The 25,685-nt window shown below is 70.0% G+C and carries 24 protein-coding genes; 15 read left to right on the forward strand and 9 right to left on the reverse strand.

All coding sequences use genetic code 11. The features are described from left to right. Positions 1–154 precede the first annotated feature (154 nt). On the forward strand, positions 155–2,335 hold the full coding sequence (locus G401_RS0133095) for a hypothetical protein (protein WP_157546671.1): 2,181 nt from the start codon (positions 155–157) through the stop codon (positions 2,333–2,335). Positions 2,336–2,517: 182 nt separating this feature from the next. Here the strand turns inward: G401_RS0133095 and G401_RS50135 are convergent, their stop codons facing one another. Further along, positions 2,518–4,182 carry a hypothetical protein gene (locus tag G401_RS50135; protein ID WP_051367493.1) on the reverse strand — a complete coding sequence of 555 codons (1,665 nt, stop codon included), beginning with the start codon at positions 4,180–4,182 and terminating at the stop codon, positions 2,518–2,520. Between the two features lie 397 nt (positions 4,183–4,579). On the opposite strand from G401_RS50135, the gene G401_RS0133105 reads away from it, so the two are divergent. The 4 genes from G401_RS0133105 to G401_RS50145 are packed head-to-tail and all read left to right on the forward strand — an operon-like array spanning position 4,580 to position 7,911. Continuing rightward, entirely contained in the window at positions 4,580–6,313 is a 1,734-nt protein-coding gene (locus G401_RS0133105) for a nitrite/sulfite reductase (protein WP_034593888.1), read from the forward strand. Continuing rightward, a complete protein-coding gene (locus G401_RS58015) occupies positions 6,300–6,488 on the forward strand; it encodes a hypothetical protein (RefSeq protein ID WP_034593889.1) in 189 nt (62 codons plus the stop codon). The genes G401_RS0133105 and G401_RS58015 overlap by 14 nt, the downstream gene beginning before the upstream one ends. Then, positions 6,485–7,189: a phosphoadenylyl-sulfate reductase gene (locus tag G401_RS50140; protein ID WP_034593890.1), complete on the forward strand. Its 705-nt coding sequence runs from the start codon at positions 6,485–6,487 to the stop codon at positions 7,187–7,189. Before G401_RS58015 ends, G401_RS50140 begins: the two co-directional genes overlap by 4 nt. Then, positions 7,186–7,911, forward strand: coding sequence for a sirohydrochlorin chelatase (locus G401_RS50145; protein WP_051367494.1), 726 nt, complete (start codon positions 7,186–7,188; stop codon positions 7,909–7,911). Before G401_RS50140 ends, G401_RS50145 begins: the two co-directional genes overlap by 4 nt. A gap of 77 nt (positions 7,912–7,988) precedes the next feature. Here the strand turns inward: G401_RS50145 and G401_RS0133125 are convergent, their stop codons facing one another. From G401_RS0133125 to G401_RS0133135, 3 genes are all read right to left on the reverse strand, one after another. Then, positions 7,989–8,942, reverse strand: coding sequence for a zinc-binding dehydrogenase (locus G401_RS0133125; protein WP_027345861.1), 954 nt, complete (start codon positions 8,940–8,942; stop codon positions 7,989–7,991). A gap of 62 nt (positions 8,943–9,004) precedes the next feature. After that, entirely contained in the window at positions 9,005–10,114 is a 1,110-nt protein-coding gene (locus G401_RS0133130) for an NAD(P)-dependent malic enzyme (RefSeq protein WP_051367508.1), read from the reverse strand. Positions 10,115–10,239: 125 nt separating this feature from the next. Beyond that, positions 10,240–10,572, reverse strand: a complete 333-nt coding sequence (locus G401_RS0133135; protein WP_027345863.1) for a S26 family signal peptidase — start codon at positions 10,570–10,572, stop codon at positions 10,240–10,242. Between the two features lie 84 nt (positions 10,573–10,656). On the opposite strand from G401_RS0133135, the gene sodN reads away from it, so the two are divergent. Together sodN and G401_RS0133145 are read left to right on the forward strand one after the other, a co-directional pair. Further along, complete coding sequence (gene sodN, locus G401_RS0133140) at positions 10,657–11,067, forward strand: superoxide dismutase, Ni (protein ID WP_407636962.1); 411 nt, start codon at positions 10,657–10,659, stop codon at positions 11,065–11,067. 80 nt (positions 11,068–11,147) lie between these two features. After that, positions 11,148–11,558: an ATP-binding protein gene (locus G401_RS0133145; protein ID WP_027345865.1), complete on the forward strand. Its 411-nt coding sequence runs from the start codon at positions 11,148–11,150 to the stop codon at positions 11,556–11,558. 8 nt (positions 11,559–11,566) lie between these two features. On the opposite strand, the gene G401_RS53675 is transcribed toward G401_RS0133145, so the two are convergent. Continuing rightward, the gene (locus G401_RS53675) at positions 11,567–11,956 is read right to left on the reverse strand and encodes a hypothetical protein (RefSeq protein ID WP_027345866.1); all 390 of its coding nucleotides are present in this window, start codon (positions 11,954–11,956) and stop codon (positions 11,567–11,569) included. Between the two features lie 190 nt (positions 11,957–12,146). Between G401_RS53675 and G401_RS0133155 the strand changes: the two genes are divergently transcribed. Both G401_RS0133155 and G401_RS0133160 read left to right on the forward strand, forming a co-directional pair. After that, positions 12,147–13,061, forward strand: coding sequence for a diacylglycerol/lipid kinase family protein (locus G401_RS0133155; protein ID WP_027345867.1), 915 nt, complete (start codon positions 12,147–12,149; stop codon positions 13,059–13,061). 395 nt (positions 13,062–13,456) lie between these two features. Then, complete coding sequence (locus G401_RS0133160; protein ID WP_027345868.1) at positions 13,457–13,708, forward strand: WhiB family transcriptional regulator; 252 nt, start codon at positions 13,457–13,459, stop codon at positions 13,706–13,708. A gap of 272 nt (positions 13,709–13,980) precedes the next feature. On the opposite strand, the gene G401_RS0133165 is transcribed toward G401_RS0133160, so the two are convergent. The 4 genes from G401_RS0133165 to G401_RS0133180 form a co-directional block, all read right to left on the reverse strand. Continuing rightward, a complete protein-coding gene (locus G401_RS0133165) occupies positions 13,981–14,166 on the reverse strand; it encodes a DUF6104 family protein (protein ID WP_027345869.1) in 186 nt (61 codons plus the stop codon). Positions 14,167–14,235: 69 nt separating this feature from the next. After that, positions 14,236–17,907 carry a multifunctional oxoglutarate decarboxylase/oxoglutarate dehydrogenase thiamine pyrophosphate-binding subunit/dihydrolipoyllysine-residue succinyltransferase subunit gene (locus G401_RS0133170; RefSeq protein WP_027345870.1) on the reverse strand — a complete coding sequence of 1,224 codons (3,672 nt, stop codon included), beginning with the start codon at positions 17,905–17,907 and terminating at the stop codon, positions 14,236–14,238. Positions 17,908–18,050: 143 nt separating this feature from the next. Beyond that, positions 18,051–18,695 (reverse strand): hypothetical protein, encoded by a 645-nt coding sequence (locus G401_RS0133175; RefSeq protein ID WP_027345871.1) that lies wholly within the window; start codon positions 18,693–18,695, stop codon positions 18,051–18,053. A gap of 25 nt (positions 18,696–18,720) precedes the next feature. Then, the gene (locus tag G401_RS0133180) at positions 18,721–19,299 is read right to left on the reverse strand and encodes a Uma2 family endonuclease (protein WP_027345872.1); all 579 of its coding nucleotides are present in this window, start codon (positions 19,297–19,299) and stop codon (positions 18,721–18,723) included. 178 nt (positions 19,300–19,477) lie between these two features. Here G401_RS0133180 and G401_RS0133185 point away from each other — a divergent pair, with 178 nt between their 5' ends. The 6 genes from G401_RS0133185 (at position 19,478) to G401_RS50165 (ending at position 25,435) form a co-directional block, all read left to right on the forward strand. Then, on the forward strand, positions 19,478–20,224 hold the full coding sequence (locus G401_RS0133185; protein ID WP_027345873.1) for a GNAT family N-acetyltransferase: 747 nt from the start codon (positions 19,478–19,480) through the stop codon (positions 20,222–20,224). Between the two features lie 59 nt (positions 20,225–20,283). Continuing rightward, a complete protein-coding gene (locus G401_RS50155; protein WP_064741910.1) occupies positions 20,284–21,045 on the forward strand; it encodes a lysophospholipid acyltransferase family protein in 762 nt (253 codons plus the stop codon). Then, positions 21,042–21,593, forward strand: a complete 552-nt coding sequence (locus G401_RS0133195; protein ID WP_027345874.1) for a PadR family transcriptional regulator — start codon at positions 21,042–21,044, stop codon at positions 21,591–21,593. Before G401_RS50155 ends, G401_RS0133195 begins: the two co-directional genes overlap by 4 nt. A gap of 86 nt (positions 21,594–21,679) precedes the next feature. Then, complete coding sequence (locus G401_RS0133200; protein WP_027345875.1) at positions 21,680–22,378, forward strand: response regulator transcription factor; 699 nt, start codon at positions 21,680–21,682, stop codon at positions 22,376–22,378. A gap of 7 nt (positions 22,379–22,385) precedes the next feature. Then, on the forward strand, positions 22,386–23,948 hold the full coding sequence (locus tag G401_RS50160; RefSeq protein ID WP_051367495.1) for a sensor histidine kinase: 1,563 nt from the start codon (positions 22,386–22,388) through the stop codon (positions 23,946–23,948). Between the two features lie 74 nt (positions 23,949–24,022). Continuing rightward, positions 24,023–25,435 (forward strand): S1C family serine protease, encoded by a 1,413-nt coding sequence (locus tag G401_RS50165; RefSeq protein WP_051367496.1) that lies wholly within the window; start codon positions 24,023–24,025, stop codon positions 25,433–25,435. The last annotated feature ends 250 nt before the right edge of the window (positions 25,436–25,685 follow it).

Below are 25,685 nucleotides of genomic sequence, written 5' to 3' on the forward strand. Positions count from 1 at the left end.
TGCCTAGACTGCTACACCGAAATTGACATCCGCTGGCAGGGGTCGGAGAAGTATGAGCCAGACGACCGCACGACCGGCGGCGGACGCCCCGGTGGCGACGAAGCGTACCCGTGAAGCCCGGCTTCTCCGGTGGCTTCCCGCCGCCGGTGCCTGTGTGACACTCGTTGCCATTCTGGCCGTTGCCGGTGCGCCCTGGTGGGAAATCGGCAGATATGCGTCGTACGCCCTGATCGGCGTGATGATCCCGGGAACCCTCGTCTACCGGTCGCTGCGCCGGACCCCGCTGACCCTCGTCGAGGACCTCGCGATGGGCGCGGCCGTCGGCCTCGTGCTCGAACTCGCGGCCTGGGCCGTGTTCAGCGTGCTCGACCTGCGCGGCTGGGTACGCCTGTGGCCGTTCCTCGTGATGCTCGTGTACGCCGCCCTGCCCGCCCTGCGCCGGCACTGGTGGGTCCGCGAGTACCCGCAACGGGCTCCGCTGGCCTGGTCGTGGACGGTCGCCGGGGTGGTCTCGTTCTGGTCGCTCTACCTGTCCTCGGTCTTCCTGCAGCGCAACCCGGCGATCCCGACCTCCGAGGGCACGCGGCAGTACCTCGACCTCGCGTACCAGTTGTCGCTGGCAGGGGAGGCCAAGAACCACCTGCCGCTGCATCTGCCGCAGGTCGCCGGGGAGCCGCTGTACTACCACTGGTTCGCCTACGCGCACATGGCCATGTCGAGCATGGTCGGCGGCGTCGACCTGACCTCGGTCTCGCTGCGGTACGCGATCCCGGCGCTGTGCGCGCTCGCGATCGTGCTGACCGCCACGGTCGGCTGGCGGGTCAGCAAGCGCCCGGCCGTCGGGGCCGTCGCGGCGATCCTCTTCTTCACGATCGGCGAGTTTAACTTCACCGACCCGGTCACGATGCCCTTCGGTACCCAGGCGACCTTCGTCATCTGGCACGGCATGTCGATGATCTACAGCTGGGTGCTGCTGATCGCCCTGATCGGCGCGATCGGCCTCGTCCTGCTGGAGGACAAGCCCGGCGTACGCGCGTACGTGCTGGCGGGGCTGCTCGTCGCCGGATCGAGCGGGGCGAAGGCCAGCTCGCTGCCGGTGGTGCTGGGCGCACTCGGGATCGCCGGACTGGCGCTGCTGATCGCGTACCGGCGGATCCCGTGGCGGATCGTGATCCTCGGCGCCGTCGCGCTGGCGGGGCAGTTCTTCGCCACCGCGGTGCTGTACCAGTTCCAGACGTACAAGACCGGGTTCGCGCTCTTCGGCCAGTTGGAGCCCTACTGGCTGCCGCTGGCCAACCACCCGCGCGGCCCGCTCACCCAGGCGCTCATCTCGGTCGGCGTCTTCGGCGCGTTCCTGCTCAACATGGAACTGCGCCAGGCCGGCATCATCCCGCTGCTGTGGCGGCAGAAGCTGCGCCTGGAGCCGATCCAGTGGGTCCTGCTCGGCGGCGGCCTGGCCGGCGTCCTGTTCTACCTGACGATCCACCAGCTCAGCGGCGGCGAGCAGTACTTCGCCCGGTCCGGCTTCACCTTCGGCGTGATCCTGTCGGGCTGGGGCTTCGTGCAGGTGCTCGACCGGGCCAAGCTCGGCCGGCGGGGCAGGCTGCTGCTCGGCCTCGGCGCGGCCGTGTTCGCCCTGGCCACGGTGCTGATCCAGCTCGCGTACGCGAAGCCGTTCGTCCCGCACCTGCCGCGTTACCGGCCCGTGCTGCCGATCCTGGAGTGGGCCGGCGCCCTCCTGGCCGTCGGCGTCGTGGTGGCGGCCGCCTGGCTGCTGCTGCGCCGGCGGGTCCCGGCCCTTCGCGGGCGCGGCGGCGTCGTGCTGCTCACCGCGGTCCTGGTCGCCGGGGCGCCCGGCCTCGTCATGGACATGGCCAAATCGGAACGCACGCCCAACGGCGGCGCCTACTACAACATCGACCTGCCCCGGTCACGGGTGCTGGCCGCCCGCTACGTCCGCGACCACAGCGGCCCGGACGACGTGCTCGCGACCAACGTCCACTGCGTCGGCACGCTCCCGAACGGCAAGTGCGATCCGCGTTCGTTCTGGCTCTCGGCGTACGCGGAGCGGCGGGTGCTCGTCGAGGGGTGGACGTTCGCCCCGCGGATCGGCGGGGACAACCGGATCCCGTTCTGGGACCAGGCCCTGCTGACGCGCAACGACGACGCGATCGCGGCGCCGACACCGGAGAAGCTGGCCGCCCTGCGCCACGACTACGGGGTGCGCTGGATCGTCGTCGACGACCAGGGCGGGACGGCGTACTCGGTCGACCTCGGCAAGTACGCCGACCTGCGCTACACCAACTCCCGCATCAAGGTCTACGAACTCCGCTGACCCACCGCTGACCCGCCGCTCCCCGGCTGACCCCCGCCGCCCCCGCCGGCCGGCCGCCGGCCCCGACGATCTTGCGCGAATGCCCCGAAATTCGCGGCTTATGTCCGAATAGCCCGGACATTCGCGCAAGATCGTCGCAAGGCGGGGAGCGGGAACGGGAGGGCGGGGTGGGGTCGGCAGGGTTAGGGGAGTTTCCAGTACCAGACGCCGCCGGCCTGCTGGGGCTGGGCGCCGAGCGCGGCCGTCGCCCGGTCGCGGAGCACCTCCGCGTTCTTCCCCGTCTGGTCGACCACCACGCACTTCGCCTGCCAGTACGCGAGATCCGCCGCGGCCTGCTCGCGGGTGATCGGCCTGCCGTCCATCACGGCCAGGTCGAGCGGCCGGTTCGGCTGGCCCCAGCGCCCCTCGCCGGTCTCGTCGCGGGCGATGTAGTAGCCGTTGGGGGAGGCGTACCCGAGGTCGGCGGCGACCTGCCAGCGCATCTGGACCATGTGCAGCTTCCAGGTCGTCACCGGCGCGTACCCGACGAGGGTCGTGCCCTCCGGCGCGCAGTCGCGCCACTCGCCGCTCGCGATGAACTCCGGCACCCGGCCGGTCGAGGTCACCTTCGCGATGCCGGGCAGCGCCGGCAGCAGGGCCAGCGAGACCACCACGGGCCAGGCGTACCAGGCGAAGCGGTGGCCCGCCTTCGCCCGCTCGGCCGCCGCGGCCCAGCTCACCGCGAGCAGGATGCCCGCCACCGGCACGACGATCAGGGCCAGCCGCGCCGGGATCACGTCCCGGAAGATCGGCAGCTCGCCGACGATGCGCCACGGCCCCGGAATGCCGGTCGTCCTGCCCCTGTACTTGATGTGCTCACCCAGGGAGGCCAGCGCGAAGAGCAGCCCCATGATCGCCGCGGTGCGTACCCAGACGCGCCGCCACAGCGCCACCGCCGCGACCACCAGCACGATCACCAGGGGTACGCCGAAGAACGCCGTCTGCTCGCTCGCGTTCGGCGCGTACATCAGCTTGCCGCCGGCCAGCGATCCCGTCGAGTACGCGAAGTACGACGCCAGGTCGGCCGAGTAGATGCCGTTCGGAATGCCGCTGTACGCGTACTCGCTGAAATATTGCAGGTAGAGCGGGTAGCCGGCGACGACGAGGGCGACCGGGACGGCCAGGCCCACACGTTTGAGCGTGGGCAGGACGCGGGCGCGGACCTCGCGCGGCCGCTGGATCGCATAGACGGCGATGTACGCGGCGAGGGCCAGCGCGAGCAGGAAGAGGACCTCTTCGCCGATGAGGATCTGCACGCCCACCACGGCGCCGAGCAGGATGCTGCGCCAGACGGGGCCTTCGGGCCAGAGGACGAGCCAGATCATCACGGGCACGAGGAACTGCGCGGCGATGTGCGGATGTCCGTCGGCCTGGGAGACCAGGCCGGGCGCGAACCCGCAGAACAGGCCGCCCACGAACGCCGGGACGCGGCCGAGGCCCGCCTTGGTGCGCAGCAGCACGTACCAGCCGATCGCGGTGCCGGCGAGGGCGAGCACGGCGAAGGCGGCGAAGGTGGCGCCCGGCCCGGCGAGCTTGGTCAGCCAGGCGAGCGGGAGCCCGATGGCGACCGCCGACGTGTTGCCGGCCAGGTTCGCCACCGTCGGTACGCCCAGCAGCGAGCTCAGGAACGGATTCGTTCCGACGCGGGCGCTGTGCGCGAACATCCACTCGAAGAGGATCTGGTCGTCGGCGTTGCCGAGAACGCGTCCCGACGGGTCGACGAGGAGGCGTCCGAAGACGAGAACCGCGCCGGCGACGTACGCGACCACGGCCGCGGCGTCACCGATCCAGCGCCGGAGGGGAGGCATGCTGATTCTTCCGCCTACTGATCTTGACTGCGGAGTTCCGCGTACTGAGATGGACACCACGACATATTGGCCCGGGACCTACTGACATGGCATTGTGAACAGCATGATACCGGCCGCCCCGCTCGACACCGCCCGTGAGGGCGGCGCTCGGCGACGCAGCTTCGCCCGACAGGGCGTCGAGCTGTTCCTGGGTAGCGTGCCGCTGACCGCGCGCCGACACGTCGATTACGGACGTGTCCGCAGCGCGATGTGTCGACTCGGCTGAGCGTCGCCCGCTGGGCTCCGTTTCGGAGTTTTCCCCACCCGGGCGCGTGAGCGCCGGGAGCAATGATGCTTGATCGCGAGGACGCGACGCCGGCGTGAAGCGCGCAAACCTTGCATCAGGAGGACGCCAGCCATGGCGGTCACCGAGAACACCCTCGCTTCCCCGGCCCCCGCGGCGCGCGCGGACGGCGATGCGGCCCCGGCCCGCCCGGCCCGTGTCGTCCGCAAGCGCGGTGAGGGCCAGTGGGGGATGGGCCACCGCGAGCCGCTCAACCCGAACGAGCGCTCCAAGAAGGACGACAACCCGCTCAACGTCCGGCAGCGCATCGAGAGCATCTACGCGCTGCGCGGCTTCGACAGCATCGACCCCGCCGACCTGCGCGGCCGGTTCCGCTGGTGGGGGCTGTACACGCAGCGCAAGCCCGGCATCGAGGGCGGCCGCACGGCCATCCTGGAGCCGGAGGAGCTGGACGACAAGTACTTCATGCTGCGCGTACGCATCGACGGCGGCCAGTTGTCGCTGGCGCAGCTGCGGGTCGTGGCCGGCATCTCCCGCGAGTTCGCCCGGGACACGGCCGACATCACCGACCGGCAGAACATCCAGTACCACTGGATCCGCATCGAGGACATGCCGGAGATCTGGCGCCGGCTTGAAGGCGTCGGCCTGTCGACCACCGAGGCGTGCGGCGACTGCCCGCGCGTCGTGATGGGCAGCCCGGTCGCCGGGGTCAGCGCCGACGAGGTCCTCGACGCCACGCCCGTCATCGAGGAGATCGTCGAGCGGTTCATCGGCGACAAGAGCCTGTCCAACCTGCCGCGCAAGTTCAAGTCGGTCGTCTCCTGGCTGGCCGACGTCCCGTACGAGGCCAACGACATCTCGCTGCTCGGGGTCGTGCACCCCGAGCACGGCCCCGGCTTCGACCTGTGGGTCGGCGGGGGCCTGTCGACCAATCCGATGCTGGCCCAGCGCCTCGGCGCGTGGATCCCGCTCGCCGAGATCCCCGAGGTCTGGAAGGGCGTCGTCGAGGTCTTCCGCGACTACGGCTACCGCCGGCTGCGCTCGCGGGCCCGGCTGAAGTTCCTGGTCGCCGACTGGGGCGCGGCCAAGTTCCGCCAGGTGCTGGAGGACGAGTACCTCGGCCGCAAGCTGATCGACGGTCCCGCTCCCGAACTGCCCGCCCAGCCGATCGACCACATGGGCGTACACCCGCAGAACGACGGGAAGTTCTACGTCGGCGCCGCGCCCGTCGTCGGCCGCGTCTCCGGCACCACGCTCGACGCCCTCGCCGACGTGGTCGAGGCCCACGGTTCCGCTCGCGTACGCCTGACGGCCCACCAGAAGCTGCTCGTCCTGGACGTCGAGGGCGGCCGGGTGGACGGGCTGGTGTCCGAACTGGACCGGATCGGGCTGAAGGCCAACCCGTCCCAGATCCGCCGCTCGACGCTGGCCTGCACCGGCATCGAGTACTGCAAGCTGGCCATCGTCGAGACGAAAGGGCTGGCCGCGCAGGTCATCTCGCACGTCGAGTCGACCGGGCTGGACCTGCCGCTGAGCGTGAACATCAACGGCTGCCCCAACGCGTGCGCGCGTACGCAGGTGGGCGACATCGGCCTCAAGGGCCAGCTGGTGACCGACGCCGAGGGCAACCAGGTCGAAGGTTTCCAGGTGCATCTCGGCGGCGGGCTGACCATGGCCCGGGGCCAGCAGCCCGGCTTCGGCCGCAAGCTGCGCGGGCTCAAGACCACCGCCGCCGAGCTTCCCTCCTATGTGGAGCGGTTGACCCGGGCGTACGCCGACGGCCGCAAGGACGCCGACGAGTCGTTCGCCGAGTGGGTCCAGAGGGCTGATGAAGATGTCCTCCGGTGACCGCGCCTTCCCGAGCTACTGCCCCTACTGCGGGGATGAGGATCTGCGTCCCCATTCCGACCAGCACGGCACGTGGGAATGCCGCTCCTGCACCCGCGTCTTCTCGCTCAAGTTCCTGGGGTTGCTGAACCCCCACACCGAAAGCAGCGCCGGACCCCTCGGAGGCACGCAGTGACCACCCGAACCGTTGACGAACTGGTAGAGCTGTCCGTACGCGCCGGCAAGGCCCTCGAAGGCAAGCCGGCCGAGGAGATCATCGGCTGGGCCGTGGAGACGTTCGGCGCGCGGTTCTGCGTGACGAGCTCGATGGCCGACGCCGTCGTGGCCCACCTCGCGTCCCGGGTCGCCCCCGGCGTGGACGTCGTCTTCCTGGACACCGGCCTGCACTTCGCCGAGACCCTCCGCGTACGCGACACCGTGGCGCGGACGATCCCGGTCACCATCCGCTCCGTCCGGCCCGAGATCAGCCTGGCCGAGCAGGACGCCGAATACGGTCCCCGGCTGTACGCGCGCGACCCCGACCTCTGCTGCTCGCTGCGCAAGGTGCAGCCGCTGGAGAAGGTGCTCGGCGAGTACGACGCCTGGGCGGCCGGCCTGCGTCGCGACGAGTCCCCGACCCGTGCGCGTACGCCCGTCGTGCACTTCGAGTACGCCCGCAACAAGGTCAAGGTCAACCCGATCGCGGCGTGGACCCAGTCCGAGGTGGACGCGTACATCGAGAAGTACGACGTGCCTGTCAACCAGCTGCTGAACAACGGCTACGGCTCGGTCGGCTGCTGGCCGTGCACCCGGCGTACCGGAGCGGGGGAGGACGCGCGTTCGGGCCGCTGGGCGATGTTCGACAAGACCGAGTGCGGGCTGCACACGGTTTCATGACGCCGCTGCTCCTGGTCGCGCACGGGTCCCGGGACCCCCGCGCGGCCGCCACGACGAGGGCCCTGGCCAGGGTGGTCGCCGCCGCCCGGCCCGGGCTCGACGTCCGGGTGTCCTTCCTGGAGCTGGCCGAACCCGGTCCCGCCACGGTCCTGCGTGCGCTGGGCGAGCCGGCCGTGGTGGTGCCACTGCTGCTCACGAAGGCGTACCACGGCCGTATCGACCTCCCCGCCCAGGTGGCCGGCTTCGACGTCACCCTCACCGAACCGCTGGGCGAGCCGTCACCGGATCTGCTGGCAGGCCTGGCCAAGCGTCTCCACGCCGCCGTCGGCGAGTACGACGGCCTGGTCGTCGCCGCGGCGGGTACCCGCATGGCCGAAGCCCGCGTGGTCGTCGAGGAGACCGCGGCCGCGCTCGGCGCGCAGGCCGGGGTTCCGGTGCGGGTCGCCTACGCGGCAGGCGCCACCCCTACCGGCGCGGAGGCGGTCGGACAGCTGAAAAGCCTTGGCGCCCGACGGATCGCGGTCGCCGCCTACTTCCTCGCCTGCGGGCAGCTCTACGACACGGTGATGAGCAGCGCCCTGGAGGCAGGCGCCATCGCCGCCGCCGAACCGCTGGGCGCCTCCTGGGACCTGGCGAGGCTGATCCTCAAGCGCTACGACACCGCCACCACCCCCGATAGCGACGATCTTGCGCGAATGTACCGGCATTCCAGGCATTCCTGACGAAATTTGAGGCATTCGCGCAAGATTGTCGAGATGTCGGGGCGTCGAGATGTCGAGATGTCGAGGCGTCGGGGGGCTCAGTGTTTGAGGATGAGCTTGCCGAAGACCTCTCCACTGTGGAGCTTTTCGAAGGCGCGACGCGCGTCCGCGAAGTCGAAGACCTCGTCCACCACCGGCCGGACGTTCTTCTCCGCGACCAGCTTGACCAGCGCCTTGAGCTCCTCGACCGTCCCCATGCTGGACCCGAGGATGGACAGCTCCATCATGAAGACCCGCGGTAGCAACACTTCCGCGACCTGACCCGAGGTCCCGCCGGAGACCACGATGCGAGCGCCCGGGGCGGCGCACTTCAGCGAGTGGTCGAAGGTGGCCGCGCCGACGGTCTCGATGACGACGTCGACGCGCTCCGGCAGGCGGGCGCCCGGCTCGAACGAAGAAGCTCCCAGGCCCTGGATGCGCTCGCGCTTGATGGGATCCCGGCTGGTCGCGTAGACCCGCTTGCCCATGGCGTGGGCCAGGATGACGGCCGCCGTCGCGACACCGCCGCCGGCGCCCTGCACGAGCACGGAGTTGCCCTCGGCGATCCGGCCCTTCGTCGTCAGCATCCGGTACGCGGTGAGCCACGCGGTCGGCAGCGTGACCGCGTCCATCGTGGACAGCGAGGCCGGCAGGGCGACCAGGTTGGCGCTCGGTACGGCCACGTACTCGGCGAAGGTGCCGGGGTGCTTCTCCGACAGGAGGCTGAACCCGCGCGGGTCGCCCTCGTCGGGGATGACCGCGTGGACGAGGACGCGGGTGCCGTCGGCGCGCTGGGCGACCGCGTCGCAGCCGAGGATCATCGGCAGCCGGTTGGCCGGCAGGCCCACCCCGCGCAGCGACCAGATGTCGTGGTGGTTGAGGCTGGAGGCGGACACCCGTACCGTCTCCCAGCCCGCCGGCGCCTGCGGCTCGGGGCGTTCGCCCAGCACAAGACCGGTGAGCGGATCGTCAGGGTCGATGGATTGGGCGAAGACGGCACGCATACCAGGCAACCTACCGACTCGGTACGCGTGCCGCCCCACCCTTAGGGTGTGATCATTCCTACCGAAACGGTTCAGCCGTGTCGTGCGGCGGCCATAACGGCGGCGGCGACGGCCGGGGCGACCCCGGCGTCGAGCGCGCTCGGGACGATCTGGTCGGGCCGGAGGTCGTCGGCGACCCGGCCGGCGATGGCATCCGCGGCGGCGAGCTTCATCGCCTCGGTGATGCGCGGCGCGCCGGCGTCGAGCGCGCCCCGGAAGATCCCCGGGAACGCGAGCACGTTGTTGATCTGGTTGGGGAAGTCGCTACGGCCGGTGGCGACCACCGCGGCGTACCGCTCGGCCACCGTCGGGTGCACCTCCGGCGTCGGGTTGGCCAGGGCGAACACGATCCCGCCCGGTGCCATGCCGGCGATGGCGGCCTCGGCGATCTGGCCGCCGGAGACGCCGACGAGCACGTCCGCCCCGGCGAGGGCGGCCTCGATCCCATTGGCGACGCGCGACTGGTTGGTCACGGCGGCCAGCCGGGCTTTCTCCGAGCCGGGCGCCAGGTCGGGGCGCTCGGCGTAGAGGGTGCCCTTCGAGTCGCACACGATCACCAGCGCGGGGTCGACCCCGCCGGCGATCAGCATGCGCGTCACGGCGATGCCCGCCGCACCGGCGCCCGAGACGACCACGCGCAGGTCGCCGAGGTTCCGGCCGAGCAGGCGGGCCGCGTTGCGCAACGCCGCCAGCACCACGATCGCGGTGCCGTGCTGGTCGTCGTGGAAGACCGGGATCGGCAGCGCCTCGTCCAGCCGGCGCTCGATCTCGAAGCATCGGGGTGCCGAGATGTCTTCCAGGTTGATGCCGCCGAACGAGGGCGCGAGCGCCTTCACGACGGAGATGATCTCTTCCACGTCCTGCGTGTCGAGGCAGACCGGGACCGCGTCCACCCCGCCGAACTGCTTGAACAGGATCGCCTTGCCCTCCATCACGGGCATCGCCGCGCGGGGGCCGATGTTGCCCAGGCCCAGCACCGCCGAGCCGTCGGTCACCACCGCGACCGTGTGCCCGACCCAGGTGTAGTCGCGGGTAAGGCTGGGATCGGCGGCGATGGCCTCGCACACCCGGGCCACTCCCGGCGTGTACGCGAGTGAGAGATCCTCGCGCGTGGCGAGGGGAACGGTAGGGCTGATGGACATCTTGCCGGACCGGTGACGGGCGAAGACCGCGTCGTCTTCCACGTTGCACTCCCAAGATTGCGGCCGCACTGCCGCTCATGAGCTTTTATGGGGCTGTGTCCGGGGATCGCCCGAGACTGGAAAGTCTACACAGCCGCAGGTGACCGGCCTGCCAGCAGGCGTGGCCGCGGCCAGTACCGGCCGAGGACGCGGGCATGCACCCGGGCGACGCCGAAGCTGCGGGAGTCGTCGGTGACGAACTCGTTGTCGCCTTCGATCCACCAGCCGCCGGATTCCGCACGGACGGCCCGCTTGACGACGAGACCGATGTCGGGCCGGTGCGGGAAGTCCGCGATCACCACGTCCCCCGGGCGTACGCGTGCCCCGCGGCGGGCCAGCAGGGCGTCACCGGATCGCAGTGTGGGAGCCATGGAAGGCCCGCGTACGAGCACCGCCCAGAGTCCGAGCAACTTCGCCACCGCCTGTTCGCGCGCCCCGGCACCGGTAGTAGGGTCGAAAGTGCATCATCGCAGCTGTTCAAAATGCATGACAGCTGGTCAAGCATGGAGGAGATCCTGATGCGCTTGTTTACGCCGAGGACCGTCGTGAGTGCCCACTGCGACCTGCCGTGTGGTGTCTACGACCCGGCGCAGGCCCGGATCGAGGCCGAGTCCATCAAGGCCGTCGCCGAGAAGTACCAGGCCAACACGGACCCCGAGTTCCGCACCCGCGCCCTGCTCATCAAGGAGCAGCGGTCCGAGCTGGTCAAGCACCACCTCTGGGTGCTGTGGACCGACTACTTCAAGGCCCCTCATTTCGAGAAGTACCCGCAGTTGCACCAGCTCTTCAACGAGGCGACCAAGCTGGCCGGCGCCTCCGGTGCCAAGGGCTCGGCCGACCCCGCCGTGGCGGACCAGCTGCTGCAGAAGATCGACGAGATCGCGAAGATCTTCTGGGAGACCAAGCAGGCCTGACCGGTTGTGAGGTGGGTGGTCGTGTGGAGTACCCCCGGCCACCCACCTTCCGATAGAGTCGCTCCCCGGGGGGAGGCTCCTTGGGAACGAGCGAGCGACCGGATGAGGCGAGCGTCGAGGACGACATCGTCTCTCTCGTGGTACCTGCCGACGGCGGCTACCTGAACGTGCTGCGCACCGCGACCGCGGGCCTCGCGGCACGGTTGCAGTACACGACCGATCGCATCGAGGATCTGCGCTCCGCGGTCGACGAGGCGTGCGCGATGTTGCTCGTGCTGACGCCCGCCGACGCGTCGTTGAGCTGCCGGTTCGAGATCAGCGTCGAGCAGCTGCGGATCGCGATCAGCGCCCCGGTCAAGGACGGCGCCGTGCTGCCGAGCCAGACGAGCTGGGCCTGGCACGTCCTCGCCTCCCAGACCGCCGAGGCGACCGGTGAGATCGCCGGCGGTCTCGCCACGATCCGGATGGTCAGCCTCCGGGGCAAGAACTAGGCCCTGACTCAGGCGCGGACGCCGATCGCCCGGTTGGTGGCCGGCATCACCAGCAGCGCGATGATCGCCAAGGCCGTGCCGCCCACGACGACGGCCAGCAGGATCGCCTGGTCGCCCACCATGAAGTAGGCCGGGGCGAGGATCGTCAGCTCCAGCGCCACCGCCACGTCCCGCGCCCACCGTCGCCGCCGCGCCACACTGCGGGCCAGCAGCCCGAGCAGGGCCGCGCCGAGCACCGCGAACGCCGTCACCGCCCAGGCCAGCCGGGCCTCGAACCCCTCCGCGCCGAAGTCGCGTACGAGAAGGTAGATCGTGATCCCGGTGACCGCGACGGCCTGGAACGCCAGCAGCCAGACGGCCGTCCGCAGGGTGGTGGGGGTCTCCGCCGGTGCACTCATGCTGACAAGAGTAAGCCGGGGAGGGCTTGCCCGAGCCGCCAGGAGTGCGGTCAGCCGGGGAGGGCTTGCCCGAGCCGCCAGGAGTGCGGTCAGCCGGGGAGGGGTTCCCCGAGCCGGTGGGAGTGCGGTCAGCCGGGGAGGGCTTGCCCGAGCCGCCAGGAGTGCAGTCAGCCAGGGTAGATTGCGCCCCATGCGGGCCCTCCTCATCGTCAACCCGAAGGCGACCACCACCTCCGCGCGCAGCCGGGACGTCATCGCCGGCGCGCTGCGCAGTGAGGTGGAGCTGGACATGGGGTACACCCGGCGGCGGGGGCACGCCGGGTATCTGGCGCATGAGGCGGCGACCTCGGGTGTCGAGCTGGTCGTGGCCCTGGGCGGCGACGGCACCGTGAACGAGGTCGTCAACGGCCTGATGCGGGTGCCGGTCGAGAAGCGCTCGGCGCTCGCGGTCGTCCCGGGCGGCTCCACCAACGTCTTCGTACGCGCGCTCGGCCTCCCCCGCGAGTGGTCGGAGGCGACGGGCGTACTGCTGCAGGCGCTCCGAGACGGCCGTAGCCGGACGATCGGACTGGGTCTGGCCGATGATCGCTACTTCACCTTCTGCGCCGGGCTGGGTCTGGACGCGGCCGTCGTACGCCGGGTGGAGCAGGCCCGTAAGCGCGGCCGCCGGTCGACGCCCGCGCTGTACCTGCGTTCGACGCTGGGGGAGTACGTCCTCGAGCGGCATCCCGCGAAGCTGGCCCTGGAGCGCCCCGGCGCCGAGCCGGATCTGGGCATCTCCTCGGTGATCGTGCAGAACACCGCGCCGTGGACGTTCATCGGCGGAAAGCCGGTGCATCCCAATCCGGACGCCTCGTTCGATCTGGGTCTGGACGTGATGGCTTTGCGCGGTCTCGCCCTGCCGTCGACGATGCGGACGATCGCCCAATTGCTGTCCGCGGACGGCGAGCCGGACGGCCGTCAGGTACTCCGTCATCACGACCTCGCCGAGTTCACCGTCACTTCTCCCACGCCCCAGGCGTTTCAAGTAGACGGGGACTACCTGGGCGAAAGGGAGAAAGTGCGTTTCGCTGCGGTGCCTCACGCGTTACGAGTAGTGTGCTGATCGATGCTTTGAAGTGCCTGTTCAGGGACGCCTGGCCTGGTGTTCGAAAGTGCTGATGCGCACATATGACACAGGTCCGAAATACTAGTAAAGGGCCGCGGAGCGTACTACATTCACTAACGGCTTTCGTTGTCGGGGGTCAGGGTTACTCCTGGTGATCCGGACAAACAGGTCGTGAGCTTGCTCACCCGACCGGTTTTTTTCCGCTCACCCCTCTTGACATCGTGGAAGTTTGTGAAAGCATTCACAAGCGTACGAGTGAGCACGTGTTGCGCACTCACGCGCTGTCGGATTCGGTGACTGACCGTAACCATCGGGCACATCTCACCTGCCGGACCCGCGCGACGCAATACAGGGAAAACCAACCCACTTTTCCGAACAGGAGTGTTGCCGCCATGGACTGGCGCCACCGTGCGATCTGCCGCGATGAGGACCCTGAGCTGTTCTTCCCGATCGGGACGTCTGGCCCGGCGGTGCTCCAAGTCGAACAGGCGAAAGCGGTGTGCCGGCGGTGTACCGTGACCGACCAGTGCCTTCAGTGGGCGCTGGAGACCGGTCAGGACGCCGGGGTCTGGGGCGGGATGAGCGAGGAGGAGCGGCGCGCCGTCAAGCGCCGCGGTGGCCTGCGGATTCGCGCCACCCTCTGACTCCACCCAGAGCCAGCACGCCGAAAACAAAAGCATCAACGCCCCGAAGCGCCGAAGCTTCGGGGCGTTTTGCTGTACTGCCCGTTCGCCCTGCGGGCGAGACGAGGGCACATCGGCCCTTATGCAACGTCCGTCAGCACAGAGATCAACACTTACTTCGTAAGTGTTGATCTTGCACTGCCGGACGTCGCGGCCGAGTGCGGGGGTGGGCTGCCGTGGGACGGGTTTCGAACTGGCCGTTCGCCCTGCGGGCGAGACGCGGCAATCGACTCTTAGGCCACTTCGTCGTCGTCCGCGTCGTAGCGGGCCAGGTAGGTCGCGAGCCGCTCGACCGCCGTCTCGAATTCGGGGTTCTCATCGACGAAATCGCGTAGCCGTTCGGCCAGCCACTCGACGCTGAATTGCTCGGCGCCCCGCCGTTCGGCCAATTCTTCGATGCCGCGGTCGGTGAAGTACATCGCACCCTCCACTTGAGACCGCTGCCCCGGCTCCACAAGGGAACCGGGGCAGGGTACGAGAAACTTTCGTCAGGACAGCTTCGGCAGCGCGGCTTCCAGCAGCGCGGCCTGTTCCACGTCGTGCAGCTTGGTCGAGCCCACCGCCGGGGCGGCCGCGGCCGGCCGGGAGATCCGCCGCAGGCGTACGCCTTCCAGGTGCTCCAGCAGGTTCAGCGCCACGAACGACCAGCCGCCCTGGTTCGCCGGCTCCTCCTGGACCCAGGCGAAGTCCTCGACGTTCGGGTACGCGGCCAGCTGTGCCCGGACCTCGTCGACGGGCAGCGGGTAGAGCTGCTCCAGCCGGATGATCGCGGTGTCGGTGATGCCCCGCTCGGCCCGGGCCTGGACGAGGTCGTAGTAGACCTTGCCGGAGCAGAACAGGATCCGCTTGACCGACTTCGGGTCCAGTGCCGCCGTCTCGCCGAGCACCGGCTGGAACGTGCCGGTCGTGAAGTCCGAGACCTGCGAGATGCACAGCTTGTGCCGCAGCAGCGACTTCGGCGTGAAGACCACCAGCGGCTTGCGCTTCGGCGACAGGGCCTGGCGGCGCAGCAGGTGGAAGTGGCTCGCCGGGGTCGACGGGATCGCGATGCGCAGGTTCTCCTCGGCGCACATCTGCAGCCACCGCTCGGGGCGGCCCGACGTGTGGTCGGGGCCCTGGCCCTCGTGGCCGTGCGGCAGCAGGAGCGTCACCGACGAGCGCTGGCCCCACTTGGCCTCACCCGAGGAGATGAACTCGTCCACCACGGACTGCGCGCCGTTGGCGAAGTCGCCGAACTGCGCCTCCCACAGCACGAGCGCGTCCGGGGTCTCGACCGAGTAGCCGTACTCGAAGCCCATGGCCGCGTACTCGGAGAGGAGCGAGTCGTAGACGTGGAACTTGGCGCCCTCGACGGCCATCGACGCGACCGGGACGTAGTCCTCGCCGCCGTGCGAGTCGACGACGGCCGCGTGCCGCTGCACGAACGTGCCCCGGCGCGAGTCCTGGCCGGCGAGGCGTACGGTCGTGCCCTGGCTGACCAGCGAACCGAACGCCAGGATCTCGCCGAACGCCCAGTCGATGTCGCCCTCGACGGCCATCTTGGCCCGCCGGTCGAGCAGCTGCTGTACGCGCTTGTGCGGGGTCAGCCCCTCGGGCAGCTGCGTGTGCGCCTCCCCGATCCGGGCGACCAGGTCGGCCGTGATCGCGGTCGCGACGATCGGCTCGGGCTCGGGCTCGCGTACCCGGACGGGGCGGGCCGAGCTGGTCGTCTGCGAGTCGCGGGTCGCCTTGAACACCGTCTCCAGCTGGTTCTGGAAGTCCCGCAGGGCCAGCTCGGCCTCGTCGACCGTGATGTCGCCGCGGCCGATGAGCTCCTCGGTGTACAGCTTGCGGACCGACCGCTTGCCGTCGATGATCTGGTACATCAGCGGGTTGGTCATCGAGGGGTCGTCGCCCTCGTTGTGGCCCCGGCGGCGGTAGCAGACGAGGTCGATGACGACGTCCTTGTTGAACTCCTGCCGGTACTCGAACGCGAGCCGCGCGACCCGGACCACGGCCTCGGGGTCGTCGCCGTTCACGTGGAAGATCGGAGCCTGGATCATGCGGGCGACGTCGGTCGAGTAGAGCGACGAGCGGCTGTACTCCGGCGCGGTGGTGAAACCGACCTGGTTGTTGACGACCACGTGGACCGTGCCGCCGGTGCGGTACCCGCGCAGCTGCGACAGGTTCAGCGTCTCGGCGACCACGCCCTGGCCCGCGAACGCGGCGTCGCCGTGCACCAGGACCGGCAGCACCGTGAAGCCCTCGTGGCCGAGGTCGAGGCGGTCCTGCTTGGCCCGCACGATGCCCTCCAGCACCGGGTCGACCGTCTCCAGGTGCGACGGGTTCGCCGTCACCGAGACCGTCACGCCGTGCGTACCGTCGGGGGTGTTGAACTTGCCCGTCATGCCCAGGTGGTACTTGACGTCGCCGGAGCCCTGGGTGGTCTTCGGGTCGATGAACCCCTCGAACTCGTTGAAGATCTTCTCGTACGGCTTGCCGACGATGTTGGCGAGCACGTTGAGCCGGCCGCGGTGGGCCATGCCGATGACGACCTCGTCCATGGTGGACTCGGCGGCGTTCTGCAGGATCTCGTCGAGCAGCGGGATCAGCGACTCGCCGCCCTCCAGCGAGAACCGCTTCTGGCCGACGTACTTCGTGGCGAGGAAGGTCTCGAAGGCCTCGGCGGCGTTGAGCCGGCCGAGGATGTGGCCCTGCTCCTCGCTGGTCGGCTTGGTGTACTTGCGCTCGACGCGGGAGGCGATCCAGTTGCGCTCCTCCGGCGAGAACATGTGCATGTACTCCACGCCCGTACGCCGGCAGTAGGAGTCGCGCAGCACGCCGAGGATGTCGCGCAGCTTCATGACGTCCTTGCCGGCGAACCCGCCGACCGGGAAGGTCCGGTCGAGGTCCCACAGGGTCAGGCCGTGCTGGCGGATGTCGAGGTCGGGGTGCTTGCGCATCTCGAAGCCGAGCGGGTTGGTGTCGGCCATCAGGTGGCCGCGCACCCGGTACTCCCGGATCAGCTCGATGACCCGGGCCTCCTTGTCGATCTGGCCCTCGCTGGTGTGCGCGATGTCGCGGACCCAGCGGACCGGCTCGTACGGGATGCGCAGCGAGGTGAAGATCTCGTCGTAGAAGGCGTCGCCCAGCAGCAGCTCGTGCACGACCTTGAGGAACTCGCCGGACTGCGCGCCCTGGATGATCCGGTGGTCGTAGGTGCTCGTCAGCGTAATGATCTTGCTGACGGCCATGTCCGCGAGCTGCGAGTCGCTCATGCCCGAGAACGGCGCCGGGTACTCCATCGCGCCGACGCCGATGATCGTGCCCTGCCCGGTCATCAGCCGCGGCTGCGAGTGCACCGTGCCGATGCCGCCCGGGTTGGTCAGCGAGATCGTCGTCCCCGCGTAGTCCTCCATGGTCAGCTCGTTGCGCCGGGCCCGGCGTACCACGTCCTCGTAGGCCTGCCAGAACTGGCGGAAGTCCATCCGCTCGCAGCCCTTGATGCTCGGCACGACCAGGGTCCGCGAGCCGTCCGGCTTCTGCAGGTCGATCGCGATGCCGAGGTTCACCCGGGCCGGCTCGACCATGGTCGGCTTGCCGTCCGTCTCCCGGAACGAGTTGTTCATCTCCGGGTGCACCGCGAGCGCCTTGATCAGCGCGTACCCGATGAGGTGGGTGAAGGAGACCTTCCCGCCGCGACCGCGCGCGAGGTGGTTGTTGATGACGATCCGGTTGTCGGCCAGCAGCTTCGCGGGCACCGCGCGCACGCTCGTCGCCGTCGGCACCGACAGCGAGGCGTCCATGTTCTGCACGATCTTGCTCGCGACGCCGCGAAGCGGCAGAACCCGGTCTTCGAGCTTTTCCACGGATACGCCGGCCGGCGCCTTCGGGGCCGCGGGCGCAGCCTTCGGCTGCGTAGCGGGGGCGGACGCCTTCGGCGCTACCGGGGCGGCGGCGGGCTGGGCCTTCGCTGCCGCGGCGGGCTTCTCGGCGGCCGGCTTCGCGACCGGGGCCGCGGTCGCCTTGGGGGCCGGCTTGTAGTCCGCGAAGAAGTCGTGCCACGCCGGATCGACGCTCGCCGGATCGGTGAGGTACCGCTGGTACATCTCCTCGACGATCCACTCATTGGGGCCGAAATCAGCCAGCGGGTTTTCCTGCGAGGTGTGCTGCGTCGACACGGTCGCTCTCGCCTCTTCCACGCGAAGTCAGGTCAGTCAGAAAGTCGGCTACAAGGCTACGCGCTGCCCTAGGGAGCGTTCACGTCGAGGTCAACGGGTGTCGTGGTTCACACGACACTGTCCACACACCGTCCACACACTGTCTACACGCTTGTCTGAACGCTGATCCAGACCGCTTCCGAGGCGGCCAGCACACGCCGGTCGGCCGCGTACAGGGCGCTGCGGACGAAGCCCTTGCGGCCCTGCGTACCGGTGCATTCGCCGACGATGACGCAGTCTTCACCGGGCTCGGGCAGGGCGTCCACCGCGACGGTGATCCGGCCGAGAACATAGGGCCGGCCGGCACCGATGACGGCCCAGCCGCCGGGGCAGTCGAGCGCGGCCCAGATCGTGACATCGTCGACGCTGTCGGGAACTCGCCACTCCGCCGCGGTACGCCCGTCCGCCAGCCGCCCCGGGAAGATCCGCAGGCCGTCCGGCCGCCGCGGCCCGCAGACATAACAGGTCGGGAACGGATGATCGGTGAAGCCCGCGTACGCCTCGGCGGTGCTCGGGTCGCCCCACGCCGGCGCCTCCGGCCGGATCACGGCGTCCTCGGCCACGGCGACGATCTCCTCGCCCCACCGCAGCACGCCCAGCCCGTCGACCGTCATCTCGACATCCAGCGGCGGCGGCTGCCGCAACGTCACGGTACGCGTACCCGGCCCGACGGTCGTGGCGAGCAGGCCGGCGGTGTACCCGCCGTTGCCGGAGGTGGGAGGACCGTTGTAACGGCCGGCGACCAACATCCCCGAAGCCTGTCACACGATGCGGTCAAGGACGGCCGGGAATCTCCACGACCCCGCTCAGCACGTCCGACAGGCGCACGACGACAGCCGGGACGTAGGTTCCGCCGCGCAGGTGGTAGACCTCGACGGAGGCGTCCATCGCATCGTCGGCGACCTCGTCCACGATCCAGTACTCCGGGATTCCCGCGGCCGCGTACTCGTGGAATTTGATCTCGCGGTCGCGGCGGACGGAGACGGCGTCGTTGGCCTTGTCCGCGCGGTCATGGGAGATCACCTCGACCACGACCTCGATCATGTCCGGGGTGGCCGCGCTGATCCGCTCACGGATGATCTGCTCCAAGGGCAGGTGCAGGGCCACGACGTCGGGCCGGCGGCCATGGTCGCCGATCGCGGTGGTGACGTCGGAGACCGCGGCGGGGTAGCGCTTTTCCAGCAGGTTCTCGATCCGGCGCGCGGTCGCCTGGTGCCAGATGCTGGGGGGCGTCATGATCTCCAGCTTCCCGTCACTGATCTCGAACGGAACATCGAGCAGGATGCCGTGCATGTCGGCGGCGGTCAGCCGGCCCGCCGACACCCGGCCCGCGAGTTCCACCTGCTCGGTCATGGGGGGAGTCTACGCGGCTTCCGGTCCGCGCGGTTCTGCCGAAGAATGCGCCGGCGTGCCTGCTCAGCGGGGTGAGTGTCGGTGCGTGATCGGGTGCGCGCCCAGCGTTCATGTGATGGTCATGCATGCGGAGTCACCTCGACACGCCGACGCTGTCCAGCGAACTTACACAATGCGCATGACGATTCTGCTGACCGCTGCGCCGACGGGCTACTCGGCGCTCATCGCCAGTGACGCGGCTACGGTCGAGGCTGCTCAGCGACTGCGCCACCGCGTCTTCGCCGAGGAAGTCGGTGCCACGCTGCACACCCCCGTCGCAGGGATGGATGTCGATGAGTTCGACGCCTACTGCGACCACCTTGTCGTCCGCCACGACCGCTCGGGCGAGGTGGTCGGCACCTACCGGCTGCTGCCGCCGCAGCGGGCCGTGTGGCTCGGCCGCCGCTACAGCGAGACCGAGTTCGACATGGGCAGCCTCATGGTCCTGCGCGACCGGCTGGTCGAGGCGGGGCGCTCGTGCGTACACCCGGACCACCGGACCGGTGCCGTCATCAACCTGATGTGGGCCGGCATCGCCAAGTACCTCACCGCCCACGAGTACAAGTGGCTCGGCGGCTGCGCGTCCGTCCCGATCGCCGACGCGGCCGGGGTGCGGGCGCTGACGCAGAAGCACCTCTCCCCGCCGGAGCTGCGGGTCAGGCCGCACAACCCCGTCGTGTTCCCCGACGAGCCGCCGACCGGCCGGCCCAATGTCCCGTCCCTGCTCAAGGGTTACCTGCGGCTGGGCGCGTGGGTCTGCGGCGAGCCCGCCTTCGACCCCGACTTCGACTGCGCGGACTTCTACGTCCTGCTCAACCTCGACCGGATCCACCCCCGCTACCTCGCGCACTTCTTCGGCGACGGGCAGACCGGTGGTGCGGCGTGAACCTGTGGCATCCGGACTCCGGGTGCGACCCCCGGTGCCTGCCCGTGGAGACTCCGCGGGTGGGCGCCGTGCGGTTCGCCGCCCGGCTGGCGGGCGCGTTCGGCGTACTGCTGCTGTTCGTGATCATTCCCAAGCGCGCCGCGCTGGTCCAGGCCGTGTCCCGCGCGCTGCTGGCGGTTCTCGGCGTCAAGCTCCGGGTACGCGGAAAGCTGCGGCCCGGCCTGCTCGTCGCGAACCACATCTCGTGGGCCGACATCGTGGTCCTGATGGCGTTGGACGGCAGGGTCCGGCTGGTCGCGAAGACGGAGGTCGGCCGTTGGCCGCTGATCGGGTCGCTGGCCCGCAGGCGGCGGGCGATCTTCATCGACCGGTCGGCGCCGAGGGCGCTGCCGGGCTCGGTCGCACAGGCGACGGCGGCGCTGCGGGCCGGTGACACGGTCGCGGTGTTCCCGGAGGCGACGACGAGCTGCGGTTTCTGCCCGACGCCGGTACGCCCGGCGTTCTTCCAGGCCGCGCTGGACGCGGGGGTCGCGGTGACCCCGGTGACGCTGGCGTTCACGACGGCCGGGGAGCCGAGTTCGGTCGCGGCCTTCGTCGGCGTGGACACGCTGGTCAGCTCGATCGCCAGGATCGCCCGCTCCCGTGGTGTCGAACTGACGGTGACGGTGGCGGGCCGGCTGTTCCCCGAGGTCGGGGCGGATCGGCGGGCGCTGGCCCGGGCCGCCGGCGCGGCGTTCGGCACCGCGCGTACGCATCGCGGGCGGGTATCCGTGATCCCTACTCGCGATATATCGCGTATTCCGGTACCGTTGGCGGCGTGACCTCGATCTTCAGTCACGGCCGGCTGCGTCTCTACCTGCTGAAACTGCTGGAGGAGGGGCCGAAGCACGGCTACGAGCTGATGCGCCGCCTGCAGGACCGCTTCCAGGGGCTGTACGCGCCGAGCGCCGGTTCGGTCTACCCGCGGCTGGCGAAGCTGGAGGCGGAGGGGCTGGTCAGCCGGGTCGTCGAGGGCAACCGGACGGCGTACGCGCTGACCGGCGCCGGGCGCGCCGAGGTGGCCGCCCGCGCCGACGAGCTGGCCGCGGTCGACCGGGACATCGCCGCTTCGCTCGCCGATCTCGACCGAGCCGATCTTGACCGAACCGCGGGCCACCCGGGGGAGCCGGCCGGGCGGGTAGGCTCGGGCGCCCCGGCCGCCGGCCGTCCGGCCCGGGCCGAGGTGCGGGAGATGCTCGGCCGGCTGGACGAGTTCGCGGCGCAGGCGCGTACCGCGATGGTGCGTGCGGATGTGTCCGCCGGACAGGTGAAAGCGGTCGCGGCGACCCTGGACGCGACCCTGCGCACCGTTCGTGACCTGCTGCGTTGATCGATGCGGGGTAGGCTGGGAGAACCTTCAGAATTCTTTCAGCCAAAGCGCAGGCGCCCCGCAGCCGGCGTGGGTTAGATGAGGTCATGAACTCCGCCCAGGTCGAAGCCAAGCTCCTCGTCGTCGAGGACGACCCCAACATCGTCGAACTGCTCAGCGCGAGCCTGCGGTTCGCCGGGTTCGAGGTGCGGACCGCGACGAGCGGCAGTGCCGGCGTGGCGAAGTTCAAGGAGGCCCGGCCGGACCTGGTCGTGCTGGACGTCATGCTGCCCGACCTCGACGGCTTCGAGGTCATCCGGCAGATGCGGGCCGAGGGCGTGCGTACGCCGGTGGTGTTCCTGACCGCCCGCGATGCGACCGAGGACAAGGTACGCGGCCTGACGCTGGGCGGGGACGACTACGTCACGAAGCCGTTCAGCCTGGAGGAGCTCACCGCGCGTATCCGGGCGGTGCTGCGCCGGACGGCGGGCGAGCAGGCGTCGCCGAAGCTGGCCTTCGCCGACCTGACCCTCGACGAGGAGACCCACGAGGTCTACCGCGCCGGCAGCCTCGTGCAGCTCTCGCCGACCGAGTTCAAGCTGCTGCGCTACCTGATGCTCAACCCGAACCGGGTGCTGTCGAAGGCGCAGATCCTCGACCACGTCTGGAACTACGACTTCCGGGGCGACGACAACATCGTCGAGTCCTACATCTCCTACCTGCGGCGCAAGATCGACACTGTGCAGCCGCGGCTGATCCAGACGTTGCGGGGCGTCGGCTACGTGCTGCGTAGGCCGGCGGCGTGAAAGCGCGATGAAGAGCCTCCCCTCCAGCCTGCGCCACCCCATCCGGAACAAACCGCTGCGCGTCAAGCTCATGGCGACGGTGCTCGTCCTGCTCGTCGCGGCGATGAGCCTGACCGGCGTGGCGAGCGTGGCGTTCCTGCGCAAGATCCTGCTGGCGGACACGGACGCCGCCCTCGCCGAGCAGAGCGCCAGCGTGTACGCGCAGGCGGACTACGCGGCGAAGCACGGGCAGACCCAGAGCGGGCTGAACCTCCCGTACAGCTACCTCTGCGTCGTGGAGGACCCGGACACGGGCAACAGCTGGCAGAAGATGTCGAGCGACTTCCACCTGACCGAGGCGCAGCTGCCGAACCTGCCGAGCCCGGCGGAGGCGACCAAGAACCTCGGCGAACCGTTCACCGTGGACTCCAACGGGGACCGTTCGCGCTGGCGGGTCGTCGCGGTCAAGCTGCCGCAGGGGCTGACGGCCCTCGTCGCCACCTCGCAGAGCGGCGTCGACGAGGCGGTCCAGAAGCTCATCACGATCAACCTGTTCGGCGGCATCTCCGTGCTGCTGTTCGCCGCCGCCATCGGCGCCGAGCTCATCCGGCGCAGCATGCGGCCGCTCTCCGCGATCGAGCGGACGGCCAGTTCCATCGCGGACGGCGACCTCTCGCAGCGCGTACCGGATCCGGAACCGGAGAATCCGCGGCCGGTGACGGAAGTCGGTTCGCTGGCCCGCTCGCTGAACACCATGCTCGCCCAGATCGAGTCGGCGTTCACCGCCCAGGCCGCGTCCGAGGCGGCCGCCCGCAGCTCCGAGGAGCGGATGCGGCGCTTCATCGCGGACGCGTCGCACGAACTGCGTACGCCGCTGACGACCATCCGGGGCTTCGCGGAGCTGTACCGGCAGGGCGCGGTGACGACACCCGAGCAGACCGCCGACGTCGTACGCCGGATCGAGAGCGAGGCCTCGCGGATGGGCCTGCTCGTCGAGGACCTGCTGCTGCTGGCCCGGCTCGACCGGGAGCGGCCGCTGAAACTGGCCCCGGTGGAACTGCGCGTCCTGGCGAGCGAGGCCGTCGAGGCGGCCCGGGTGGTGGCCGCCGACCGGGACATCTCCCTGGTGACCGCGCCCGGGGCGGGCTCGCTGGTGGTCAGCGGGGACGACGCGAGACTGCGTCAGGTCATCGGCAATCTCGTCAGCAATGCTTTGACCCACACTCCCGCGGGTACGCCGGTCACCGTGCGGTTGGCCAAGGACGTACGCGAGGACGGCGCCGACGCCGTGATCGAGGTGCTCGACCGGGGTCCGGGGCTCAGCCCCGAACAGCAGGACCGGGTGTTCGAGCGGTTCTACCGGGCCGATCCTGCGCGTACGCGACGCTCCGACGGGACGGTCAGCACCGGTCTCGGGCTCGCCATCGTGGCCGCCCTGGTCGCTGCGCACAACGGCACCGTGGAGGTCGAGTCCGAGCCGGGCGTGGGCGCGACCTTCCGCGTACGCCTGCCGCTGGACGGGACCGCCGAGGAAGCCGACGAACACGACGAGACCGACGAGTACGCCGAAACCCCGCAAGACGCGCAATAGTGAGTTTGCGATTCACAGCTGAACTTCAGCCAGGCCCAAGTCACGCGCAAGAAATATCCGGAAGAGTCATTGACATGAGCGAGCCGCAGAGCAGCAACAACGAATCGGCCGAGGACCGGCCGAAGATCGAAAACCCGTACGCCGCGCCCTCTGCGGAAGAGGCGTGGCGTCGCCCGGGCACCCCGCCGGGCACCACACCGGCGACCGCGCCGACGGCAGGACCGGCCGCGTACGCTCCCGGTGCCGCGACTCCGTCCGGAGCGGCCGTGCCGCAGCCCGCGTACGCGGCTCCCGCGGGCCCGCCGTCCGGCGGCTACCCGAGCTACCCGACGTATCCGACGAGCGGGGCGGCCGGCGCGACGACGACCATGCCGCAGGCACCGGCCACCGGGGCTCCGATGTGGACTCCGCCGGGCTCGGACCTGCCGCCGAACTCGCCGTACGCTCAGCGGAACCCGGAGCGTCGGCGTTCCTTGATGCGGATCGTGGCCGGCGTCGCCGCGGCCGGCATCATCGCGCTCTGCTCCGCCGTGGCGGGTGGCGTCGTGGGCGCCGCGATCGTGGACAAGAACCCGACCCAGACGATCACGAAGACCGTGAACGCCGCCCCGGCGGTCGACCGCTCCTCGCTCGCGAACATCGCCGACAAGGTGAGCCCGAGCGTCGTGTCGATCACCACCGAGCAGGGCGAGGGCTCCGGCGTCGTCTACAGCGCGGACGGCTACATCGTCACCAACAACCACGTGGTGGCGACCGCCCAGGGCAACACGGTGACGGTGGTCTTCTCCGACGGCTCGAAGTCGTCGGCCACGATCGTCGGCACCGACGCGAAGTACGACCTCGCCGTCATCAAGACCGACAAGACCGGCCTCACCGCGGCGAAGTTCGGCAAGAGCGCGGACGTCCGCATCGGCGACACCGTCCTGGCCATCGGCAGCCCGCTGGGCCTGCAGGGCTCGGTCACCGCCGGCATCATCAGCGCCGAGGACCGCACCATCCAGGTCGAGAGCAACTCCTCGATGTCCGGCCTGCTGCAGACCGACGCCCCGATCAACCCGGGCAACTCCGGCGGCGCGCTGGTCAACACCAACAGCGAGGTCATCGGCATCAACTCCTCGATCGCCACGAACGGCGGCAGCGAGGGCAACATCGGCATCGGCTTCGCGATCCCGAGCGACCGGGTGGCCTCCGTCGCCCAGCAGCTCATCAAGGGCGAGAAGGTCCAGCACCCGTACCTGGGCGTGCAGGCGGCCGACAACAGCTCCGGCGGCGCCACGCTCGCGAAGATCGTGGCCGGGGGAGCCGCCGAGAAGGCCGGCCTCCAGCAGGGCGACGTCATCACCAAGTTCGGCGACGCGACGATCAACGGCGCCGACGACCTCGTCAGCGCGGTGCAGTCGCACAACGCCGGCGACAAGGTGACCGTCGAGTACAAGCGGAACGGACAGGCGAGCACGGCAACCGTGGAGCTGGGTTCGGCGTCCTAATACCGAAGCCCTCCACGAGGGGGCTTGGCGCAAGCCGCAGCAAGTTGGCGCAAGCCGCAGCAAGTCGCACAAAAGCTTCACACCTCCTCCCCATGTGGGCGGCGGGTGGCGGAGGGGCCGAGGGGGTTGGCTCTCCGTCATCCGCCGCCCTCCTTCTTGTCGCCCACCGTCCAGGTTGGATGGACGGCGTACGCGCCGAGCAGGGGTCCGAGACTTCGATGAGCACCTCTTGCGTGACGGAGGCCACAGG

The organism is Hamadaea tsunoensis DSM 44101 (assembly GCF_000428945.1).
GTDB classification, from domain to species: domain Bacteria; phylum Actinomycetota; class Actinomycetes; order Mycobacteriales; family Micromonosporaceae; genus Hamadaea; species Hamadaea tsunoensis.